17 protein-coding genes and 3 pseudogenes are annotated in these 23,838 nt (G+C 42.6%); 3 read left to right on the forward strand and 17 right to left on the reverse strand.

Annotated features, from left to right (window positions below; all coding sequences use genetic code 11):
* Positions 1–37: 37 nt before the first annotated feature.
* From secF to queA, 5 genes are all read right to left on the reverse strand, one after another.
* Positions 38–985 (reverse strand): protein translocase subunit SecF, encoded by a 948-nt coding sequence (secF, locus tag KW548_15250; GenBank protein ID QXX06404.1) that lies wholly within the window; start codon positions 983–985, stop codon positions 38–40.
* Positions 986–999: 14 nt separating this feature from the next.
* Entirely contained in the window at positions 1,000–2,856 is a 1,857-nt protein-coding gene (gene secD / locus KW548_15255) for a protein translocase subunit SecD (protein QXX06405.1), read from the reverse strand.
* A gap of 21 nt (positions 2,857–2,877) precedes the next feature.
* Positions 2,878–3,204, reverse strand: coding sequence for a preprotein translocase subunit YajC (yajC, locus tag KW548_15260; GenBank protein QXX06406.1), 327 nt, complete (start codon positions 3,202–3,204; stop codon positions 2,878–2,880).
* A gap of 176 nt (positions 3,205–3,380) precedes the next feature.
* Positions 3,381–4,517 (reverse strand): tRNA guanosine(34) transglycosylase Tgt, encoded by a 1,137-nt coding sequence (gene tgt, locus KW548_15265; protein QXX06407.1) that lies wholly within the window; start codon positions 4,515–4,517, stop codon positions 3,381–3,383.
* A gap of 294 nt (positions 4,518–4,811) precedes the next feature.
* Positions 4,812–5,864 (reverse strand): tRNA preQ1(34) S-adenosylmethionine ribosyltransferase-isomerase QueA, encoded by a 1,053-nt coding sequence (gene queA, locus KW548_15270; protein ID QXX06408.1) that lies wholly within the window; start codon positions 5,862–5,864, stop codon positions 4,812–4,814.
* Positions 5,865–6,203: 339 nt separating this feature from the next.
* Here queA and KW548_15275 point away from each other — a divergent pair, with 339 nt between their 5' ends.
* On the forward strand, positions 6,204–6,647 hold the full coding sequence (locus KW548_15275) for a CBS domain-containing protein (protein ID QXX06409.1): 444 nt from the start codon (positions 6,204–6,206) through the stop codon (positions 6,645–6,647).
* A 66-nt stretch (positions 6,648–6,713) separates the two neighbouring features.
* Here the strand turns inward: KW548_15275 and KW548_15280 are convergent, their stop codons facing one another.
* The 9 genes and pseudogenes from KW548_15280 to KW548_15320 form a co-directional block, all read right to left on the reverse strand.
* Positions 6,714–7,289, reverse strand: coding sequence for a TerD family protein (locus KW548_15280; protein QXX06410.1), 576 nt, complete (start codon positions 7,287–7,289; stop codon positions 6,714–6,716).
* Between the two features lie 11 nt (positions 7,290–7,300).
* Entirely contained in the window at positions 7,301–7,867 is a 567-nt protein-coding gene (locus KW548_15285; GenBank protein QXX06411.1) for a TerD family protein, read from the reverse strand.
* Positions 7,867–9,066, reverse strand: a complete 1,200-nt coding sequence (locus KW548_15290; GenBank protein QXX06412.1) for a toxic anion resistance protein — start codon at positions 9,064–9,066, stop codon at positions 7,867–7,869. The genes KW548_15285 and KW548_15290 overlap by 1 nt, the downstream gene beginning before the upstream one ends.
* Positions 9,067–10,212, reverse strand: a complete 1,146-nt coding sequence (locus KW548_15295; protein ID QXX06413.1) for a hypothetical protein — start codon at positions 10,210–10,212, stop codon at positions 9,067–9,069.
* Between the two features lie 120 nt (positions 10,213–10,332).
* Positions 10,333–11,217 carry an HpcH/HpaI aldolase/citrate lyase family protein gene (locus KW548_15300; GenBank protein ID QXX06414.1) on the reverse strand — a complete coding sequence of 295 codons (885 nt, stop codon included), beginning with the start codon at positions 11,215–11,217 and terminating at the stop codon, positions 10,333–10,335.
* On the reverse strand, positions 11,214–12,314 hold the full coding sequence (locus KW548_15305; GenBank protein ID QXX06415.1) for a cysteine protease StiP family protein: 1,101 nt from the start codon (positions 12,312–12,314) through the stop codon (positions 11,214–11,216). Before KW548_15305 ends, KW548_15300 begins: the two co-directional genes overlap by 4 nt.
* Before the next feature lie 5 nt (positions 12,315–12,319).
* A complete protein-coding gene (locus KW548_15310; protein ID QXX06416.1) occupies positions 12,320–13,030 on the reverse strand; it encodes a hypothetical protein in 711 nt (236 codons plus the stop codon).
* Positions 13,031–13,069: 39 nt separating this feature from the next.
* Positions 13,070–14,149, reverse strand: a complete 1,080-nt coding sequence (locus KW548_15315) for a phosphoribosyltransferase family protein (protein ID QXX06417.1) — start codon at positions 14,147–14,149, stop codon at positions 13,070–13,072.
* Positions 14,150–14,779: 630 nt separating this feature from the next.
* Positions 14,780–15,741: pseudogene (locus KW548_15320) on the reverse strand (ISAs1 family transposase).
* 342 nt (positions 15,742–16,083) lie between these two features.
* On the opposite strand from KW548_15320, the gene KW548_15325 reads away from it, so the two are divergent.
* Positions 16,084–18,078 (forward strand): methyl-accepting chemotaxis protein, encoded by a 1,995-nt coding sequence (locus KW548_15325; GenBank protein QXX06418.1) that lies wholly within the window; start codon positions 16,084–16,086, stop codon positions 18,076–18,078.
* A 61-nt stretch (positions 18,079–18,139) separates the two neighbouring features.
* Here the strand turns inward: KW548_15325 and aceA are convergent.
* The 3 genes and pseudogenes from aceA to KW548_15340 all read right to left on the reverse strand — a co-directional run bounded on the left by aceA (position 18,140) and on the right by KW548_15340 (position 22,865).
* A pseudogene (gene aceA, locus KW548_15330) lies at positions 18,140–19,451 on the reverse strand (isocitrate lyase).
* 221 nt (positions 19,452–19,672) lie between these two features.
* Positions 19,673–21,318 (reverse strand): annotated as a pseudogene (gene aceB / locus KW548_15335) (malate synthase A).
* Between the two features lie 641 nt (positions 21,319–21,959).
* Positions 21,960–22,865: a hydrogen peroxide-inducible genes activator gene (locus KW548_15340; GenBank protein QXX06419.1), complete on the reverse strand. Its 906-nt coding sequence runs from the start codon at positions 22,863–22,865 to the stop codon at positions 21,960–21,962.
* A gap of 198 nt (positions 22,866–23,063) precedes the next feature.
* Between KW548_15340 and KW548_15345 the strand changes: the two genes are divergently transcribed.
* Complete coding sequence (locus KW548_15345) at positions 23,064–23,672, forward strand: peroxiredoxin C (protein QXX06420.1); 609 nt, start codon at positions 23,064–23,066, stop codon at positions 23,670–23,672.
* Positions 23,673–23,838: the final 166 nt, after the last annotated feature.

Consider the following 23,838-nt stretch of genomic DNA (forward strand, 5'->3'; position numbering starts at 1 on the left):
ACTTGTCAGCGGCCTTGCTCATACAAAGCTTTGTGCCTTATGGCATTTCGTCAAACTCTGCGCCTTCTTTCTCAACTTGAGGCGGCATCAAATGTTCTTTTGTAATACCCAGTTTCAATGCCAGTGCCGAAGCCACATAGATTGAAGAGTATGTACCCACAGTGATACCCAGTAGAAGTGCGGTGGCGAAGCCATGAATCATAGCGCCGCCTTGGGTGAACAGAGCAATCACTACGAACAATGTAGTACCGGATGTAATCAAGGTACGGCTCAATGTTTGTGTGATTGAGCTGTTCATGATTTCAGCTGGTTCGCCTTTACGCATCTTGCGGAAGTTTTCACGAATACGGTCAAATACAACAATGGTATCGTTGAGCGAGTACCCCACTACCGTCAGCAAGGCAGCCACAATTGTCAGGTCAACCTCGATTTGCATCAAGGAGAACACGCCAAGCGTAATGATAACGTCGTGTGCCAGAGCAAGTACCGCACCAGCCGCTAAACGCCATTCAAATCGTACCGAAACGTAAATCAGGATACAGATAAGAGAAACGATGATCGCCAAGCCACCAGCTTCGGTTAGCTCATCACCTACGTTTGGTCCGACAAACTCAATACGGCGCATTTCAACGCTTTCACCTGTGCCGTCTTTGATAGCAGAAAGAATCTGGTTGCCCAACGCTTCACCAGCAACACCATCACGAGGGCGCAAACGCACCATCACATCACGAGCACTACCAAAGTTTTGAACCGTTGCGTCACCAAAACCTTTTGCTTCCAGCGCAGTACGAATCTCTTCCAAATCGGCTGGCTGCTCAAAGCCAACTTCAATCAGCGTACCGCCAGTGAAGTCTAGGCCCCAGTTCAACCACTTGGTAGAAAGAGTAAAAATCGACGCACCAATCATCAGGATCGACAGCACGAAGGCGAATTTCGACCAACGCATAAAGTCGATCAATTTGTCTGCTTTTAGAATCTGAAACATAATAATTCCTAGCCTTAGATCGACAGTTTGTTGATGCGCTTACCACCGTACATTAGGTTCACGATACAACGTGTACCAATGATGGCAGTAAACATAGACGTTAAGATACCGATAGACAGTGTCACCGCGAAGCCTTTGATTGCGCCTGTACCTACAGCAAACAGGATAATTGCGGTAATCAAGGTGGTGATGTTGGCATCGGCAATGGTGCTGAATGCGTTCGCATAACCTTGATGAATCGCCTGCTGAGGGTTTCGCCCGTCACGTAACTCTTCACGTATCCGTTCGAAAATCAAGACGTTAGCATCGACCGCCATGCCGACTGTCAGAACAATACCGGCGATACCAGGCAAGGTCATTGTTGCGCCCGGAATCATCGACATCACACCAATAATCAGTACAAGGTTTACCATCAGCGCGGTATTGGCAATCAGACCAAACTTACGGTAGTAAAGCAGCGTGAATAGCATAACTGCCGCCATACCCCAGATACACGCCATGATACCCATGTCGATGTTCTGTTGACCCATAGATGGACCAATTGTCCGTTCTTCAACAATAGAAATCGGCGCAATCAGAGCACCTGCACGAAGCAATAGTGCCAGGTTGTGCGCTTCAGCCGCCGAATCGATACCTGTGATGCGGAAGTTACGGCCAAGCGCTGATTGAATCGTTGCTTGGTTAATCACTTCTTCATGCTTAGTCAGGATAACGCGACCATCTGCCGTCTTGCGTCCGCTGTCTTTATATTCAGCAAACACGGTTGCCATCAGCTTGCCAATGTTCTTCTTAGAGAACGCTGACATCTTGTTACCACCTTCGCTATCTAGTGAGATGTTAACTTGAGGGCGACCATATTCATCCACACTTGAGCTCGCATCAGTGATGCTCGAACCGCCTAGGATTACACGCTTTTTAAGCACAACTGGACGACCATCTCGATCTTGCTTGATTTCACTACCCGCTGGCGCGCGACCACTAGCTGCTGCAGCGAGATCCGCTTTGTCGTCGACTTCGCGGAATTCAAGCGTTGCCGTCGCACCCAGAATTTCCTTCGCACGAGCGGTGTCCTGAACACCTGGCAGTTCAACAACAATTCGGCTTGCGCCCTGACGCTGTACAAGTGGTTCAGCCACACCCAGTTCGTTTACACGGTTGCGCAGAATGGTAATGTTCTGCTCCACAGCGTAGTTGCGAATTTCGGTCAGGCGTTGCTCAGTAAAGGTAGCCGTCAGAGTAAAACGACCATCAGTCTCTGCATCGACAAATATCATATCAGGATGGTTTTGCTGCAGTAAGCGTTTGGCATCCGCAAGCTGCTCTTCATTACGCAGTAAGACTTCAACAGATTCTTGACCTGAAGGACGAATCGCACGATAGCGAATCTTTTCTTCACGCAGTTCACTACGGAACGCTTCTTCCTGCTGGCTGACCAGCTTTTCCATCGCTGCGTCCATATCCACTTCCATCAGGAAGTGAACACCACCGCGAAGGTCAAGGCCGAGCTTCATTGGCGCTGCGCCAACCGCTTCTAACCAGTCAGGTGTTGCAGGGGCTAGATTAAGAGCAACAATTTTGTCTTTACCTAGTGCTTCATTGATCACATCGCGAGCACTTATCTGAGTGTCGGTATCGTTGAAGCGTACAAGAATGGATCCATTTTCGAGAGCAATGGATTTATGAGATAAGCCCTTTTCATCAAGAGCTTCAGTGACAGAATCCAGCGTTGACATATCTACAGAGGCGCCACGCGCCCCTGTAACTTGAATTGCCGGATCTTCACCGTAGATATTTGGAAGTGCATACAATGCTGCGATAGCGATGGTAAACACCACCATCAAATACTTCCATAACGGATAGCGGTTAAGCACAGCGAGGATCCTTTAGCTGTTTTATAGAGACTTCAGCGTACCCTTTGGTAGCACTGCAGTAACGAAATCTTTCTTGATAACAACTTCGTTATTCGTGTTTAGCTCGATTGAGATGTAGTCGTTGTCTTCTGCAATCTTAGTGATTTTACCTACTAGGCCACCGCTAGTTAGAACTTCATCACCTTTACTCATGGAAGACATTAGGCTCTTGTGTTCTTTCACGCGCTTAGCTTGTGGACGGTAAATCATAAAGTAGAAAATGACCGCGAACATGCCAAGCATGATTAGCATTTCGAAACCACCACCTGCTGGTGCGCCTTCTGCTGCTGCGTGAGCTTGATTAATCATTAAAACAATCCTCTATTATTTTTTATTAATATTCCAAGTTGGGCCTACGCTTTTGAGTTTCAAGAGAAAGAATGACTATTAGCGATCACTCTCTCAAAAATTCACTGCGTTTGCCTACTTTATTAGCAAAAGCCTTTGGCAAAATGCCAAAGGCTTTAATTCTTTTATCTGGTCAATTACTGTTCCTTCGCCAGTGGCGGCACTTCACGGCCACGACGCTCATAGAACTCTTTGACGAACTCATCAAAACGATCTTCATCAATCGCCTTACGGATACTTTCCATCACACGTTGGTAGTAGCGCAAGTTGTGAATGGTATTCAGGCGAGCACCTAAAATTTCATTACAGCGATCTAAGTGATGGAGGTATGACTTAGAGTAATTTTGACAAGTGTAACAGTCACATTCAGGATCCAATGGTGTTGTATCCGTTTTATGTTTCGCATTACGGATCTTGATCACACCACCAGTCACAAATAGGTGACCATTACGAGCATTACGTGTTGGCATTACACAGTCAAACATATCAATACCGCGACGTACACCTTCTACTAAATCTTCTGGTTTGCCAACACCCATTAAGTAACGAGGTTTGTCTTCCGGAAGCTGTGGGCAGGTGTGCTCAAGAATACGGTGCATGTCTTCTTTTGGTTCACCAACGGCCAAACCACCGACTGCGTAGCCGTCGAAGCCAATTTCTGTCAAGCCTTTCACCGATACATCACGTAGGTCTTCGTAAACGCCACCCTGAACAATACCAAATAGGTTGTTCTCGTTTTCAAGCTTGTCGAAATGATCACGTGAGCGCTGTGCCCAACGCAGCGACATTTCCATTGACTTTTTCGCTTCTGCGTGTGTCGCTGGGTATGGCGTACATTCGTCAAAGATCATCACAATGTCAGACCCGAGATCTTTTTGGATTTCCATCGACTTTTCTGCGTCCATGAAAATCTTGTCGCCGTTTACAGGGTTACGGAAGTGTACGCCCTCTTCAGTGATTTTGCGGATGTCACCTAGACTAAATACCTGAAAACCACCTGAGTCTGTCAGGATAGGACCGTGCCAGTTCATGAAATCGTGCAAGTCGCCATGCATTTTCATAATTTCCTGACCTGGGCGTAACCAAAGGTGGAAAGTGTTGCCAAGCAGAATCTCTGCACCTGTGCCTTTTACTTCTTCAGGCGTCATACCTTTAACAGTACCGTAAGTACCAACTGGCATAAACGCAGGTGTCTGAACCGTACCACGCTCAAAGGTCAGTTGACCACGACGTGCAACACCATCTTTCTTCTTAAGATCAAATTTTAACTTCACGAAGCCTCCAATTGTCAGAGAAACAGTCTGACATTAAGTTCAGAGCAAAATAGTAATCATCTTGCTGTCTACCCTAACTAGTTAGGGTATATGAGGAGCGGTCGCCTTCCATGCGAGAGACAAATCAAACTTCTGATTTGCGTCCTAGCCTACTGCTAGCACTCGTAAATTGTTTGCGTTCAGTTCAATGCTGAACATAAGAGATTCCCTACTCGCTCGTTCCTCACTCTATGGAATGACAAAACCGTCATTCCTGAATCGAGGCACGAGATATCAGGAATCTCTCAAAGTAATCTATACCGTTTTCTTTTTAATGAACATTGAGTCGCCATACGAGAAGAAACGGTACTTGTTTTCGACTGCATGCTTGTATGCGTTCATCGTATTTTCATAACCTGCAAATGCACTGACCAACATGATCAGTGTCGATTCTGGCAGGTGGAAGTTAGTGATTAAACAATCCACTAACTGATATTCGTAACCTGGGTAGATAAAGATTTCAGTATCACCAAAGAATGGCGCAAGCGCTGTGCCTTTCTTCAATGCATCCTGCGCTGCACTTTCTAGTGAGCGTACCGAAGTTGTACCCACTGCGATGATTCGACCATTACGCGCTTTGGCAGCGTTAATCGCATCCACCACGTCTTGCGGTACTTCCACATACTCTGCGTGCATGTGATGGTCGTTGATATTCTCGACCTTAACCGGTTGGAATGTACCAGCGCCTACGTGAAGCGTCACATAAGCGAACTCAGCACCTTTCGCTTTGATCTTCTCAAGCAGCGCTTCATCAAAATGCAGACCAGCGGTTGGCGCCGCAACAGCACCCGGTTTTTCATTGTAAACCGTTTGGTAACGCTCTTTGTCTGAATCTTCGTCAGGGCGGTCAATATAAGGTGGAAGTGGCATGTGGCCGATCTCTTCCAAAACCGCCAACACGTTCTTCTCAGCATTGAATTTCAATTCAAACAAGGCGTCATGGCGGGCAACCATTTGTGCAGAATACTCGTCGTTCTCACCAATGAAGATGGTTGAACCTGGTTTAGGCGATTTAGAACAGCGCACATGAGCCAGAATGCTTTTTTCATCCAACACACGTTCAACCAATACTTCCAACTTACCGCCTGATTCTTTACGGCCAAACATACGCGCAGGAATCACACGAGTATTATTGAAAACCACGAGATCGCCCGGCTGCACTTGCTCAAGTACATCAATGAACGTGCCATCGCTTAGTTCACCACTGTTGCCATCCAGTTGAAGTAAACGGCTAGCAGTACGTTCAGGCTGAGGATAACGAGCAATCAGCTCATCAGGTAAGTCAAAGTGGAAATCAGATACTTGCATGTTACTAAATCTTTTGTCGTGGTTTATCTTGTCGTGATGGAAGTCGAACTGATTCTGTCACAAGCAGACGACGAGTTTTTCGCAGCCGACTAGTATATGCCGCACAAACGCAATAGCAAGGATTGAGGTGTGAAATATTGTAATCAATGTGGAATTAACAAGGGTATTGAGAAAGGCAATGAGGAAGGCTGTAAAGTTGAATGGATACTTTGTACATAATTCGCCACACCTTTTCCAAGGTTATCGGGGTGAAAACCCACCCAGCTCTCATACTCGCGAGTCAAAAATTACTATATTAAAAGAGACCACAACAATAACTCTATCACTCAGGAGGCAGCCATGATAAAAGTCGAAGATATGATGACGCGCACCCCCCATACCTTGCTGCGTTCGCACCTGCTTGCAGATGCAAAACATACCATGGAAGCACTGGATATTCGCCACGTTCCAATCGTTGATGCAAATAAGCAGCTACTCGGCGTAGTTTCCCAACGTGACGTGCTGGCCGCACAAGAATCAAGCTTACAGCAAATTCCAGAAAATCAGTCCTACACCTTGAATACTCCATTATATGAAGTCATGAAGACAGGTGTCATGACAGTTTCTCCTCAGGCTGGATTAAAAGAAAGTGCCATCTACATGCAGAAACACAAAGTAGGCTGTCTACCTGTCGTTGAAAAAGGCCAGTTAGTTGGAATTATCACCGACAGTGACTTTGTCGCGATCGCGATCAACTTGCTTGAACTACAGATAGAGAATGAACCGCAAGAACAAGAGTTCTGATAAGTTGTGTGCAGAGGATAACCAGCGTTCTGGAGAAAGAAACGCTGGTTTATCGTTCAGTCTGAGTTAGATGTGGGCTGCAACCTGTGTTTTCACATCATCTACTGTTCGACCAGACATTGGGATACCCTTAGAGCTGAATGTCCATTCTCCCTGCTTAAGGCTAAGCAAACCAATAAACACACCTGTATGCGGGCCTTGTTCTGACAGAGTAAAACGGCATATTTCCTTGGCAGAGCGATCCATTACACGACAAAATGCATTATCCACTTTCTGGAAAGACTGACCAGTAAAGCTGTTGACTGTAATTGCAAGGTGCTTCACCGACTTTGGAAGTTTCGGCAACGTAATACTAATCTGTTCGTCGTCGCCATCACCATCACCGGTACGATTATCGCCTTTATGCTTGATTGCACCGCAATTTGACTTAAGTTGCCCAAACCAAACGGTATCTACTTCTTTCAGGTCTTCGTCAAACAAAATACACGACGCATCGAGGTCAATCGAAGCAGGAGTAAATAGAGACGAAAAGAAACCTTTGGATTTTGCCACATCCCATCCAAGCCCAACCGTGACTTTGGAGAGTTTTTCAACCTCTTTTGTCAAAGAGATAGAAGAATTTTTTGATAAATTAATCGCCATTATGGTCTTCCTTATTGATAGCCAGCAACAATGTCGCCTAGCCCCAATTGATAGCCTGCTCCAACAGCATGGAACGACCATTCACTACCGTTTCTTACCAAAGAACCGAATTGAACTGCAGATTCATTGGCAAACTCTTGGCCCAAGCGGTATTCAGCGATTAAATTGCCGCTGAGTTCGTTATAAAGACGAATGTAACTCGTATTTACCTTTGAAAAACTGCCTTGGTCATTATGAATAGTCACAAATATCGATAACTCAGTCGCTTTTGGATCAACATTCGGAAGATCGATATGGATGACTTCGTCATCGCCATCACCCTCACCAGTTCGATTGTCACCCTCATGAACTACCGCATTTTGAGGGCACTTAAGGTTGTTATAGAAAACAAAGTGACTGTCGGAAATGAGCTTAGGTTGTTGTTGGGCATCATTGCTGCAAATAAATATACTGCAATCGAGATCCAATGGCGGCTCGTTTGCCAATAGATCCCAACCTAGACCCAACTTCAATTTAGTTAGTGCCGGTTCCACTTTATTAAGGTTAATTGAGCTGCCTTTTTCCAAATTAATAGCCATTATTCATTTCCTTTTTTATTTGTCATCAAGTTTGAAAGCTCTTGTCTCATGCTAACCATTTTCTCATCAGCTACCTTGCGGTTACGCGCACCTTCTTGTTCGATAGCGACGACATCTTCAAGTGTAGAGATAAGTGTTTGTTGAACATGCTCGAGCGTTTCAATATCTATTGCTGAACGCTGATTTGCTTGGGCTGTTTGCAAAGTATTTTGTCTTAAGAGATCTGCATTTTTGCGAATTAAGTCATTGGTGGCATCATCAATTTTTGAAGCAAGCTCCAGTGACTTTTTCTGTTCGAGCATGGAAATAGCCAACGTAAATTGCTTTTTCCATGATGGAATGGTTAGTGTTTTTATATTATTAAATTTTTCAATTAAAGTAATATTATTAGTTTGAACCATTCGAATCATAGGCGCTGTCTGCAACGCTAATAGCTGCAAACTCTTTAAATCATGTGTACGCTTTTGAATACGATCATAATTGGATTTCAAATCGCTCACCATTTGAGCTTTAAGAGGAGAGCTGTGCATTTCAGGATCAGCTGACAGTTCATCAATTTTATCTTTAACCAATAATCCTCTAGCTTCACCATATACTATTGATTGAGATAACGATTTATATTGAAGAATGTTCTGGTTAAATACAACATCAAGTTGTACTGATCTTTCTTGTAAACGATTTTGTTGTGAATCGACTTCTTTAACTACACGATCTAACTGTGTACTAACTGAATTAAATTGAGCGAGGATAGCTTCTTTAGTGTTACGGAATTTCTGAACAATCTTTCCAAAAAAGCTTTCCTTACCAACGAGGCTGGAAATATCCACTCCTTTCGCGAGTCCAATAACTGAATTTAAGTTATCGCCCATTTCCTCAAGATCTTTAGTACGCACATGCTTCAACATAGAATCAGAATATTCTCCAATTCTCTCGGCAGAAGATTGACCGAGTGTTGATATTCCATGAGAAGAAAATATATCGCTATCTTTTAACTGCGTATAAACTTGTGAATAAACCTCTCGGGAGTCCAATCCGGCTTCTGTTAGTTCCTTCTGATACATTTCAATGGCAACATTGAGTTGTGAATCAAGTTTATTAAGATCAATTTGAGGTAATAACTCACCTGTTATTGGTGTGGTTTCAACCACTGTATTTGACATAGCTCTACTTGGACTAAAGCTCGCAGGTTTAAAAGTCATTTATTGAAGATCCTCTATATTTTTAATTAGGGTTTGCTGAATATCATTGAGTTCGTAATACATAGTAGCATCATTAGATTCATCTACAGCAATAACGCTCAGAAACTGTTGTTTCCATACTTGAATAATATTCACTTTAATCTCTTCAAGTCTTTCGAAACTAGTCACTAGATTACTGGTATATAATTCCATTTGTGGGAATGTTAATTCTATAGACTGACCAAGCGCTTTAAGGTTATTTAACTTTCTATCCCAACGCTTCAACGCTTCTTTATTTCCATCCCTAAATAGCTCAGGTAAATCCCTGTTTATTTGGCTATCTATTCCGGAGCGGCTTTCGATAATTAATGTGAGCGCAATAATATTTAGCCTTACTTCACTCTGTAATTTCGATAGTTCCTGAGACCATTTTCTAAATTCATCCAAAGTTGTATGCGTTTCATTTAAATTATCAAATATTCTATTTATCCTAAGGTCAATACGGTCACTAACACTATCGAATTCAAACTTAAGCTTACGTATCTTTTGTTTCTTACTGCCTAAAAAACTAGATATTTTTGTTGATATTTTATTTGGATTAAATATGTTTATATCAATGCTTTTCGCTAATTCAATGATAACCTTACCCAATTCAAGGATTCGGTCAACTTTACCTATCTTTGCGTAATCGGACAAAAATCCTTGTACATCTTGGAATCGTTTTGAAAGCTGGCTACCAAACTCAATTTGACACGAAGGGTCATCGAAATTTATTGCAGACTTAATATTACTTATGATCAAATGCTCTCCTTTAGAAAGCACTAATCCGTTAAACTCTTTTTCACAGAGTAACTCAATTCTTTGTATCAGAGATTCATCAATATCGACAACATCACTCTGAATCGATTTAATTTTATTACTAAACAAGACTGATGGTTTTCTATCAACACCTTGGTTAGAGGAACCGTTTTCTGATTTGATCGATTCTTTCAATGACTCTTCGCTTGCAGGAGACTCATCGTGTTTATTTCTCGAAGAGGCAACGCCAAAAAACTGCTTTACCTTTGGGCTACCCGAAGAAGATTGAAGTGACGAGGAGGCGTCATCTTCAAGGTTCTGGCTTTTATCCGATTTACTTGCCACTTTGTGATGAAAAGTCTTTATCATATAAAATATTCTTCTTCAGTAACAATCAACAAAATAGTTCAATTGATTGTTTATTATTTATAAATAATGATTAAATTTTATATTGTAACTGAATTTAATCATTGGCTCCTAAAAGCTGCTTCAGTAATAATTAAAAGAATTCGCTAAATGTTTCGTTCTTTGGGCCCAGTTTCGGTGGCAGGCCGTTTCCATCATTTGTCCACTCATTTGATAAATTGCTGGAGAGCTTTGATCTAAGATTGACTCAGCTTGTTTTATGTAACCACTCGAGTAGTCATGAAAAAAATTCTCAATCACAGTGACTTGTTCTGGATGTATTGCCGTCTTACCAAAAAAACCAAAATTCAGATCCATGCGAAGCTCCTTTTCAAGTGTCACTCTATCTTCTAAAAAATCAAAGACAGGCGCAGAAAGTTCATATCCATGAGGTCTAAACGTAATAATCAATTGCTCTATGATGATTCGCAAAGGCGTGTCATAGATAGTCTGTCCAGGCATTCGTTTAATCCCAAGAATATTGAATAAGTCGTTCCCACCTATTCTTAGGCATATAATACGGTCTTTGATTGAGTTGAGTTGCTCTCGAATTAGTACCAAATTTTTCGGACACATCACTTCAGAAGATTCAAGTGTCGGCATGACTTTAAATGGATGAGAAGAGGAGATTAAGACATCATGATATTCATTTAAGGTTGTTAAATCATACTTGGGTAATACAAAGCCATCAATCTTTTCAATTCCATCGAAACCTAATATTTCTTTTAGTACCACAGCATTTCTTGGCCGAATAAAACGCTTAAACTTAGAGTTATCTTCTAACACTAATAGTGCATTTTTTAGGTTATCTAAACTCAGCTTTAGTTGATCATCCGATACTGCATCTTCAGTACAAAACACCATACTCTTAGAGCCTAAACCGTTTGACATTATCTGACTTAACTTGTCATGAGTACAAGGTGTATATAAAGTAGCTCCGAGTGAAAAGTACATATGTTCTTGCATCATGCAGCACCTTTATTCATGGTTTTAATGATTGCGCAGGCTTCAAATAAAAGTTTTTTCTGTTCAACAACTGTAACATTTTTTTCTTTGGCTAATAGAATCAAGTGTTGTACCTTAGGGCTATCTAGAGAGCGTAATATTAATAGTGAAGGGACTCGTCGGAGCATTACTCGAGTTGACTCCGCAATCCCTGGTTTCATATAGTTAATATCTGATATAGCATGAATTCGCTTCATATTGTCTATAAAGGCCTTCATTTTCTCTTGACGCACAGTATTGTTTTCTAATACATCAGCGCTATGCTCTGATTCTTTATTAAATTCAAAGACAATCTGGTCAATAAACCATTGAGAGTGATCATCATCAGCTAGATGATGATTAACTACACAGCCATGAAATCTACCAGTGTTTTTAGATTGCCAAACGCTTCGCGATATCAACCCTGAGACGGTGGAATTGAGCATGGATGAAGGAATGGGGTAATCTTCATCAGTAGCACAAAAGTCAGCACAACCACCACTGTCTGAAATAACATACAAATCGTCTGGAATCATGGTATTGTTGTCTAAATTATATCGCTCAATGGATGACTTTAACTCTCGAGTTATCACCCCTTTCGCCGTCCAACCGTCAATAAAGGTGATCGAATGTGATGCAATATTTTTCTCTTTAATCAAGTAATCTAAGGCGTTGGTATCAATACCTCGATCTCGAATAATACTGATACTGTAATGACGAACCTCACGGTTAAAGTGCAATTCCAATGCCTTTTTAAGCAATACTCCAATTGGCGTGCCAGCTCTAGCCAAAGATACAAGAACTATCTCTCCTGGCCTATTTCTATCAATAATTTTAGCCAGCGTTAAGATATGTTGGGCTAGCTTTCTCTTGTACTTTTTCGTAAAAGTAAAGAAAAGTTCATTGTATTTATCTGTTGGCTTTACTTCTTTACTGAGCATTTCAGAGTAATGTCGCTTTCCTGATTGAATAAGCGTTTCTTTATCTTCTATGTCACAGTAAACGGGATCGATGATATCCAGCAAAAATTCACAATCTTCTCTGGTATAGCTCCCGGTAATGGGTTCATTTAAGTTATACATTTTCATTACCATGATACACTGTTGGAGATCTGACTATTGGTCGGCATCAATGCGAAGTCCGCTTTTTTCATAAACGGCAAATCTGACAAGCTATCACCTAAACTGACCAAAAGAGTATTATTGTCTAGGGAATGTGATTTAATTAAATACTCAACAGCGCGAGTCTTTCTCGTATAAGGTGGTAGTAATGCCATATTGCGACCATTAACATGGATTTTGAGTTGTAGTTCAATGCTCTCTAATAGGCTGGAAACTTGATCAAACACTAAGTCATAATCCGTACCTTCCTGACATTTGATACAGATATAACAATCTAATTCACCTTCAGATACTACATAACTAGCCGCTGAAAATTCAGCGCTTTCGATCAATTCATTAATGCATCTACTCAAATCATGTAATGATGTTGACCAACAAGATAGAGAAAATTCATCACACTGATACTTCATCCATTCTTTATCAATATTTCCGTCGGCATCAACGATCAGTGCACCATGAGATACAATTTTCCAGGAGTTGAATAACTCTGCTAGATTTACTCTATTTAAAGTTTCGAGGCTTCGCCCTGTAACAGGAATAATATTGCTGTTTGAACGGGAAAAAATATCTAGTAGCGCCTTCTGCTTTGGCGATATAAATGAACGCGGATTTCCATCAATATCCAATGCGGCAACAGCAAGTGTGGTACCCGGAGGATGTTTTTTTTTCCGTGGCAATCAAACAGTCATCAATATCTGTAAACAGTATCGTTTTCATCAATGTGTAACCAGTAAATTTTTCAGTGGATATAACTTGGCAAACTGATGGATTTCTCTCTGCGATTCATCTTCTATTAAATGCACAGCCGCTCGATCTTGATCATCAAAATTGTAAATGTAATGTTCAACACTACGTTCATCTATCCGAAAAGCGCGCTTAGTTTCAATCGCATCCCCTAGCATTATTGGAGAACGGGATGTCGACTGAAACACAACATCTCCACCTTGTTGTTCTGCCCGCTCTGCAATGAGAAATGGCAGATACAAATGTTCTCCATCACCAACCACAGTAATAGGTTTAGAAATATCAATCCTAGGTATGTCACCTTGAAAAGGCATCTCAATTGCGAAGCGTCCTAAATCCTTTCTCGAATTGGCTTTCGAGAGCGCCTTATCGACGTTGTCTGGTAATTTAAGTGCAAGGTTTGAGTCAGCATCAAATTCAAAACTCCCCTCCAAAAGTGATGTGAATTTTACAGAGGTAAACCAATCCTCGAATTGCTGTTTACTCGTTTCATCAAGCCAATTAACGAGTGAGACAATCACGACTTGTTTAAGATTGGGAAGCTTATCAAGTAATTTGTCTCCCAAAAGTTTGAGAGTTCGACCTGTAGAAATTTCATCATCAACGAGTATCAACCTCTGACAAGAAATAATCTGAGGAAGCAACTCCGCCTTCGGCTGATAAAAGATATGATCTACTGCGTGACTATGTGCTTCATCTAACGTAAACCATATCGGCTCCGGTGTATCCGTTCTTGTCGTGTGTTGGTAAAACACAGAAGCTGACTGCTTTTTAGACAAACTATCAGCAACACCTGCACCTAGCCCTGTCGCCGTTTCAGCCATACCAACCACAAATGTTGGGCAATCTTCATCGAGTGGTTCAATCAGCATGTCGTAGCTGGCTCTCATGTCTTTCGGCTTAACGGGTGAATGCTTTCCTAGGACTTTGGAAACAAACAGGAAGCCTCTTTTGGGATTTTCTCTAGATGCAAAGGATAAAAGTTCATCGAGTGGAACCGTTTGCTGTTTCACTGATACATTTAACGTCCCATTTCTTATTTTAAATTTCATCGCGATTCACTACATTTCAATTCTGACAGGTTTATGATGATGCAAGGTAAAAGTCATTACCGTCGAATTTCCATTGTTAAAGACATTCAGTTTCTGATAATGGTCATTCTATGAAATGCAGAGTCAGCGCACTTTTCACACTAAATTTTTACGTCAGCATGCTCTCTACTCACTGACGCTAAGAAGCCCTATCCAACGTCTAGGTTACTTGCCATCTTGATACTATTAATAGATTTATATTTAAAAGTCTCAAACTTATAAGAAGTGATAGTTTTTGACCCTGCTGAGCAATTTTAGCGATGTCAATAGCTGAACGGTATTCGAGTAATGCAATATAGTTATTTTAACTATCAATTCAGTCAAAATGACCAAATAACATAGTAAATACACTTACTCTTTACCTATAAGATTGAGATTAAAAGTCAAACAGATGAAAACAAGAAATAAAAATTCAACTCAATATTGGAAGGCTTATAACATTTTTTTTGTTTACAGAGGAGTAACGCCATAAAAACATCTATCCGTCGCAAAAAAAGCGACTGGCATGTTCTTAGGCAATGGCGGTAAGAAATAAAAGAGTGACTGACGATCATCAGCCACTCTATGACTAGAGCGCGAGCAAATGTATAAACCAAAGAATACTTGTGCTCTGTTATCGTCACACCAACCCGCTTTTTTAGTTTTTGTCTTTGGCTCGGAGCGCCGCACTCACATTATTTGAGCATGTTCATCACAAAGCGTCTAAACAGATTCGTGAACTGTCTTCTTTAAAAACAACATCTAAAACATAGTGTTGACTGTTTTCGATGCACCAGTGTTGACGGATATAATGACCAAGTAGCTTGTGGTTGGGTGGGTGGGTGGGTGAATGAAAGCTGACATAATACGGGGGATCTACAGTACCTTTCTCGTTGATGGTACGGTGACGCTCTACGGCAATAATACTGCGTATTATTGGCCACTTTTCTGCGAGTTCCTGAGATAGCTTTGCTTTCAGTTGAAACACAGTACGCTCTTCTTTACTTGGACAACAACATGAGCGTTTTTCGCCGCCATTTTTCTAATGTCTTACGCTGACAATGTAATGCATCAACGGTGATAATACTGCCCTTAACGTTAATAATATCAAGCATCTGCCGTACAACATTAATTTCGCCATTCTTTGTTTCTGTCGGTTTCTAGCTGAGAACAAGACCACGCTCTGTATCGTAGGCAGTAACCAGTTGTAGTGCCGTTTTGGGGTGAGAGCGAGAAGAACCGCAAAGTACTTTTCCATCGAAAGCGATAACCGGTTTACTCTGATTTTCTCTTTGCTCATTAATCCACAATGCGAGAGCTTCGAGTAAAGATTCGGCGACAACGGAATGCAATATTCTTGCGATGGTGTGCCGACGAGGGATACCGTGAGCAAATGGTCGATATTTTCTAAGCCATTCCAGTTTATGTTCGCCATAGGTTTCAATATCTTGCCAGCCCTCGCTACCAGCAGTTATGGCGCTAATGACAAGGAAAATAATGTCGACTAAATCATGCTTTTGATTGATGGATAACCGCGTATCTTCGACAACCGAAAGGTGTTCTATGAGGCTCAAAGTTGGTACCGATTTGTGGGTTTGAGCCTATTAGATCATCGTTGCTCACAAAGTGCGATCCCGCCCTATCCTAGTATCCAATAAATCGGTAATCTAAAATTAGATCAGTAAAGCGCTGCTAAATGCCCTGAATATCATTCCCCAAGAGCCCTCATATCATTTCTATTTAATTTACAAAAAAATTAGTTAAAAATATCTTTGACTCAAAGCCCCCCTACGACCTTTGTCTAAGAAACCACCAAACTTCCACCATAAATTATTTAATAATTTATAAAAATAAAACACATATCCGCGTCAGTATAAACAAGGAAATTAAAAATTTATATTTACAGGGAAATTAGCATGAGCCTTAAAAAACTATTAACCTGGGGGTTTGGGGTAACTTTGGCCCTTATATTGGTTATCTCCGTTTTCGCTTCATTTCGATTCTATCAATCCAATGTTGGGTTCAAGACATATCGTGAACTGTCATTAACCAGTGTCTATACAGGTCGTATTCAAGCGAACATTCTTGAGGCTCGTCTAGCCGCCTTGAAGTACATTCAGAACCACAATCCAGCAAACATCGCTACGCTAAATGAGCGTCTCAACACATCTATCACTTTAATAGCGGAAGTTCTCGACTCTCATATTTATGACAGCCACAAGTCCGAATTCGTCTCTATCAAAAATCAGCTCGAACAATATGAGCAAGGCTTTAATCAAGTCATCCAACTGGTTAATCAACGCAATCAGTTGGTAAAAGAGCAGTTGGATCCTGCCAGTCTCAATATGATAACGTCATTAACAAATATCATGAATCAAGCTGTGATTGAGGATGATTCAGATGTGGCAGTCAGTACGAGGTCCCTTAAGCAATATGTATTGTTGTCAAACCTTTATGCTTTGAAGTTCCTTACTAGCAATGCGCAAAGCGATGCGGATATTGCTATCGAAGAATTAGTCAAAGTCGCGCAAATCACAGCACAAGTTGAGTCGCAGTTGATAACGTCTGAGCAAATATCACATCTCAGTGTGTTTCAAGCATCACTCAAACAGTACCGCGAGGCACTGGCAAACGTAGTTACAACTATCAACTCTCGCAACCAAATCATCTCTGGCACACTGGATGTCATAGGCGCCTCTGCGGCGAAAAACATTGAAGAGATAAAATTGACAACGCAAGAAAGCCAGAACAGTCTTGGCCCTGAAATGGTCGAGCGCTTTTCTAATGCTCAGTGGACTATTTTCGTTCTTTCTGCACTCGTCATTATTATTGCATTGGGCATCGCCAGCGCAATTTATCGCAACGTACTAAAAGTAGTTGGTGGCGAACCAAGCGATATTGAAAAAATGGTCGCTGACGTATCTAAGGGTAACTTGTCCAAGCATATCCAGACAACGGGCAACGAAACCGGGATTTACGCCAACATCTTGCAAATGCGTACTGAGCTTCGCCGAATCATTGATGGCTTTCATCAGATCTCAGACAACGTGTCTTCGGCTTCAGTTGAGCTGTCGGCTGTAATGGAGGAAACCGAAAACAATGCTCGTCAGGAACTGAGCCAAATGGAGCAAATTGCAACGGCGATCAATGAGCTTTCAAGTACCGCAAGTGAAGTTAGCCAAAACGCAGCTAACGCTGAAAATTCGGCATCTCAAGCGTCCACCAATGTACATAATGGCGGTAACTCTCTTGATTCCTCTGATCAAATCGCGAGTAAAATTAACAGTTCGATTGGCGAAACCTCGAAGCTCGTTAACCAACTACAAGAGAACTCTGATGAGATTGGCACGGTGGTGGAAGTAATTAACTCTATTTCAGAGCAAACTAACTTACTTGCATTGAACGCCGCGATCGAGGCAGCTCGCGCAGGGGAACAAGGCCGCGGATTTGCTGTTGTTGCCGATGAAGTACGCTCTCTCGCAGCGAAAACTCAGCAATCGACCGTATATATTCAAGAAATTATCTCGCGCTTACAGATTCAAGCACAAGAGGCCAATCAGTTTATGCAATCTAACTTAGCGCTGGCTGAAGAGTCACGTAAATACAGTGAAGAGCTCAGTTCAGCATTTGCCTCTATTACTGAATCGGTTGGCTTAATTTCGGATATGAACACTCAGGTTGCCGCTGCCTCTGAAGAGCAGTCTGGCGTGACACAAGACATTTCGCAAAGCGTCTCCCTCACCTTCGACCTAGTCAACCAAAACGTCTCAGGTATTCAGCAAAGTAAGAGCGCCAGTGAAGAGCTCGCTTCTTTGGCTGTAAAACAAAAAAGACCTGTTACGCTTTTTCAAACTTTAAGACAAAAAAAGAACGGCCTGAGCCGCTCAAAGCATGTCAAAGTTTGTGCCTAAACAGAATATCGATGACCGAAGGCTAGCAAGTGAGAGCCTTGGTCATCATGACAGGGATACTTTAGAACTGGTCCTCTTCCGTTGAACCAGTCAGAGCCGTGACTGATGAGTTGCCACCTTGGATGGTGTTGGTCATCTTATCGAAGTAACCTGTACCCACTTCTTGCTGATGCGCAACGAAGGTGTAGCCTTTCTCTGCTGCTTGGAATTCTGGACGCTGTACTTTTTCAACGTAGTGGCGCATACCCTCACCTTGTGCGTAGTCATGCGCAAGTTCGAACATGTTGAACCACATATTGTGAATACCTGCTAGTGTGATGAACTGGTACTTGTAGCCCATGTCAGAGAGCTCTTGCTGGAATTTGGCAATGGTTTCTGCATCCAAGTTCTTCTCCCAGTTGAACGAAGGAGAACAGTTGTACGCAAGCAGCTGCTCTGGGTATTCAGCGTGAATCGCTTCTGCAAACTTACGCGCTTCTTCTAAACACGGGGTTGCCGTTTCACACCAGATGAGGTCAGCGTATGGTGCGTAAGCTAGGCCGCGGGAAATCGCTTGATCAATGCCTGCACGTACACGGTAGAAACCTTCTTGAGTACGGTCGCCTTGAATGAAGTCTTTATCGTATGGGTCGCAATCCGACGTCAGTAGGTCTGCCGCGTTTGCATCCGTACGAGCGATAACCAGCGTCGTTGTGCCTGCTACGTCAGCAGCGAGACGAGCTGCTACCAACTTCTGAACCGCTTCTTGAGTAGGTACGAGAACTTTCCCCCATGTGACCACACTTTTTCACTGATGCAAGCTGATCTTCAAAGTGAACACCTGCTGCGCCAGCGTCAATCATCGACTTCATTAGCTCATAAGCATTGAGTACGCCTCCAAAACCGGCTTCTGCGTCTGCAACGATTGGTAGAAAGTAATCGATACCGCCTTCATCCGCCGGTGATTTACCGCCAGACCATTGGATTTGGTCCGCACGACGGAATGAGTTGTTAATGCGCTTAACCACTGAAGGCACTGAGTCAACCGGGTAAAGCGATTGGTCAGGGTACATAGTCGATGCAGTATTGTTATCTGCCGCTACTTGCCAACCTGATAGGTAAATCGCTTCAATACCCGCTTTCGCTTGCTGTACTGCTTGACCACCTGTCAATGCACCCAAACAGTTTACGTAACCTTTCTTAGCATCACCGTTGACCAAAGACCACAGTTTGTCTGCACCGCGCTGCGCAATTGTGTTGGCTGGCACCATCGAACCGCGCAGTTCTACGACTTCTTCTGCTGTATATGGACGCTTTACATTTTTCCAGCGTGGGTTAGTTGCCCAGTCTTTTTCAAGAGCTTCGATTTGTTGGCGGCGAGTTAAATTAGTCATCGGTCTATCCCTCTTTTGATGAGCGCTTCTTATGTTATGTAACGGGCGCTATGTTTCCTTGTTCCTTGGCAGTACTTCCTGCTCTGCCGCAGACGATTCACGTTATTGTTTGAATATTTCGTCATTCCCTATAATGAGGTACGAGCGGAGTAGGAAATCTCTATACACTGTTGGAGATCCCCAACTCGGTCGTCCCTCCCTCTCGAGGATGACAGAGTTCTTTAATCCAAGTAGTCGTAACCTGGAATGGTTAAAAAGTTCGTTAGTTCGTCGCTGGTGGTCAATCTGGCCATCAGTTCAGCCGCTTCTTCAAAACGCCCCGCCTGATAACGTTCATCTCCAACTTCTGTTTTCACGACGTCAATTTCTTCACTGAGGTATTGTTCGAACAAGGCTTTGGTTACCACCTGGCCATTGTCGAGCGCTTTTCCATGCTGAATCCATTGCCAGATCGAAGCCCGAGAAATCTCTGCCGTTGCGGCGTCTTCCATCAAGCCGTAGATAGGGACACAGCCATTACCAGAAATCCAAGCTTCAATGTATTGGAGTGCCACTCGAATGTTGTGACGCATGCCCTGCTCTGTTCGTTCTCCTTGGCAAGGCGCGAGCAGATCATTGGCAGTAATTGGCGCGTCATCCGAACGATAAACATCAAGTTGATTAGTTCTCTCGCCCAGCACACTGCCAAACACTTCCATTGCCGTGTTGGCTAAACCAGGGTGAGCCACCCAAGTACCGTCATGGCCGTTATTTGCTTCCAGTGATTTATCGTTTTGAATTTTGTCGAGAACCTTTTGATTCTCCTGTGGATCTTTTGCTGGAATGAATGCTGCCATTCCCCCATTGCAAAAGCGCCACGACGATGACAGGTACGGATAAGTAAACGCGAATAAGCATTTAGGAACGGCTTATCCATGGTCACAACCTGACGATCCGGAAGGACACGATCTGGGTGCTTTTTCAGTGTTTTGATGTAGCTAAAGATGTAATCCCAGCGACCGCAATTAAGACCAACAATATGTTCTTTAAGCGAAAATAGGATTTCATCCATTTCAAACACGGCTGGCAGTGTTTCAATCAGCACGGTGGCTTTGATAGTACCTGTGTCTAGGCCAAAGTAATCCTCAGTAAAATGGAACACTTTGCTCCACCACTGCGCTTCTTTATGCGATTGCAGTTTTGGTAGGTAGAAGTATGGGCCGCTGCCCTTTTTCATTAGCGCTTTGTAGTTATTGTAAAAATAAAGCGCAAAGTCGAATAAAGCTCCCGGAATGATCTCACCATTAAACGTCACGTGTTTTTCTTTTAGGTGTAAACCACGTACTCGGCAGATCAAAACCGCTGGATCATCCTTCAACTCATATTGCTTACCATTAACAGGGTTGGTGTAGCTGATCTCGCCATCTACTGCGTCACGCAGGTTGATTTGACCATCTAACACCTTATCCCAGGCGGGGGACATCGAGTCTTCAAAATCCGCCATAAACACTTTCACGTTCGCATTCAGCGCATTAATCACCATTTTGCGGTCAGTAGGACCCGTGATTTCTACGCGACGGTCTTGCAGATCTTGAGGGATACCAAGAATTTTCCAGCTACCTTCTCTGATATCTTGTGTATCTTCGAGAAAGTCTGGCAGTTCCCCAGCATCAATACGTGCTTGCTTTTCTTCACGCTGAGCAAGCAGTGTATCGGTCTCGCTGGCAAACTGAGCACACAGAAGAGATAAAAAGGTTTGGGCTTCAACAGGGAAAATCGCCTGATGTTCTGGTGAAAGGGTACCAGTCACTTCAAGCATGCCTTCTTGGTGTAAGGTTTCTTGGGCTTCGGCTGTTGTTTTTTCTCTATCTGGTGTGTTGGCAAGCATATTCTCTTCCTTTAACGCTCCGATACAACGACAACTGTTATGGGTTGTATCAGTGGTTACTCTAATTTTTGAAGAGTTACATTTGTAACTATAAAACAACAATCAAACATCCTAATTGATCACTATCTTCTTCGTTTATTTTGTCTTGTGAGCTCTAACTTGGCTAACTTGGTTTGCCTTTTCAATCTAGACATAAGTCTTACAGAGCCTTCATTTAAACTACACCAACATACGGTAGAGCAAAAGGACTAATGTAGCCTAATGACTAAATTCAAAGTTTTATTCCGCTGCCTATAAGTTGTTGATTTTGATCACCAAAATGTAACCAGTTACGTAATTTAATTACAGTAAAATTAGAGCTGTAAAACCGTTTCAAACATGTGTTTAACTTGCGAGTAAATCAGGCATCGCTTTATCAGACAGGGGATTTCGTGGCTATTACGGAGGCGGGTCAAACAGAGTGTTTTTAGTGAGCTGTAAAATTGACACTGTGAAATTTCACAATTTAATGAAAGCTTCATCAAGATTTCTTTGTAAAATTTTACAAGTTAAAGTTCACCGACAGAATAAAATGCTAAAAAGCACACTAAAACTAGTGTGCTTTTGGAAGGTATCATCGAGATTTGGTCTAATACTTATCGCTAAAGCAGCTCTGATACGACTTGTGCCAGTTGATTAAAAGTATTCACTCTTGAAGAACTAGGGCGCCAAACTAGCCCAATATGGCGGTGTGCTTGCTGCCCAGGAGCATCAACAACCACTAAGTTTTGGTTATCAATCAACCCGTGATCGATTGCCATCTGGGGGATAAAGGTGGTTCCTAACCCATTGGCAACCATCTGAACCAAGGTATGTAAACTGGTTGCCGAGAATGGGTTAATCTTCTCTTTCTTAGTCAGCTGGCAAGCAGAAACGGCATGTTCTGTTAGGCAGTGTTCTTTTTCCAGTAAGAACACAAACTCATCAGGCAGGTCATCGTACTTAATCGGGGTCTGAATCGCATCGGCCTGATTACGGCTGATGATCATCCGAAATGGATCATTACCGACGATTTTGCTTTCCATGCCATCTATATCAACTGGCAAAGCTAAGATAAGTACATCTAATTCACCGTGGCGCAGCGCCGCCAGTAAATTGGTTGTGGTGTCTTCTCTTAGCAGTAAATTCAGTAAAGGGAAGCGCTGGTTCACTTCCTGCACCAAATCACAGAGTAAAAAAGGCGCAATGGTTGGAATACAACCCACACGCAATTGCCCTTCCATTTCATCTCCCTGACAAAGACGACCAAGCTCCACCAGATCTTGTCCTTTTGCCAGAAGTTCACGCCCTTGTTGGACAACTTGCTCTCCTGCCAGTGTAAACACTAACGGGCTTTTCTTATCTTTCTTCTCATAAAGAGGGCAACCAATCAGCTCTTCAAGGTTTTGAATACCTTTACTGAGCGTTGACTGACTCACGAAGCACCGTTCCGCCGCCTCACTAAAGTGGCGTGTTTCGTGAAGGGTTACCAAATAATGTAATTGCTTGAGGCTAGGCCACTTATTCATAATTCTATATGTAACTACTGCTCATCCAGTGATCAAGATAATGGTTTAGCATTATCGCTTTTTTCGATTAACTCAATCTATTTATTTCGCTTTTTTCCATACTACAATCTGTACTATAGTTTGTCGCGTACAAACACGGACCAAACCAAAAACGAATCAATTGGTTTGGAACTAACCATATATTTTAGGAGCAAAAAAATGGTACTAGTAGGTCGTCAAGCCCCAGATTTTACTGCTGCAGCTGTTCTAGGTAACGGTGAGATCGTTGATAACTTCAACTTTGCAGAGTTCACTAAAGGTAAGAAAGCGGTTGTTTTCTTCTACCCACTAGATTTCACTTTCGTTTGCCCATCTGAGCTAATCGCTTTCGACAACCGTCTAGCTGATTTCCAAGCTAAAGGTGTTGAAGTAATCGGTGTTTCTATCGATTCTCAGTTCTCTCACAACGCATGGCGTAACACTGCTATCGAAGATGGCGGTATCGGTCAAGTTAAGTACCCACTAGTTGCTGACGTTAAGCACGAAATCTGTAAAGCATACGACGTTGAGCACCCAGAAGCAGGCGTTGCTTTCCGTGGTTCTTTCCTAATCGACGAAGAAGGCGTTGTACGTCACCAAGTTGTTAACGACCTACCACTAGGCCGTAACATCGACGAAATGCTACGCATGGTTGACGCGCTAAACTTCCACCAGAAGAACGGTGAAGTATGTCCTGCACAGTGGGAAGAAGGTAAAGCAGGTATGGACGCATCTCCAAAAGGTGTTGCAGCGTTCCTATCTGAGCACGCAGAAGACCTAAGCAAGTAATTTTGCTTTCGCACCCAAGCTCAACGGGTGTCTTGGTTGGACAATATAAAGCTAAAAAGCAAACGCCAATCAGTTTAAAGTAAAGTCTTTATTTAAGGAGCCCGAAACTCAGTTTCGGGCTCTTTTTATTTTTCTTTCACACTCAATAACCATTATCGCCCTCACC

It is taken from the genome of Vibrio neptunius (assembly GCA_019339365.1).
Lineage (GTDB): Bacteria > Pseudomonadota > Gammaproteobacteria > Enterobacterales > Vibrionaceae > Vibrio > Vibrio neptunius.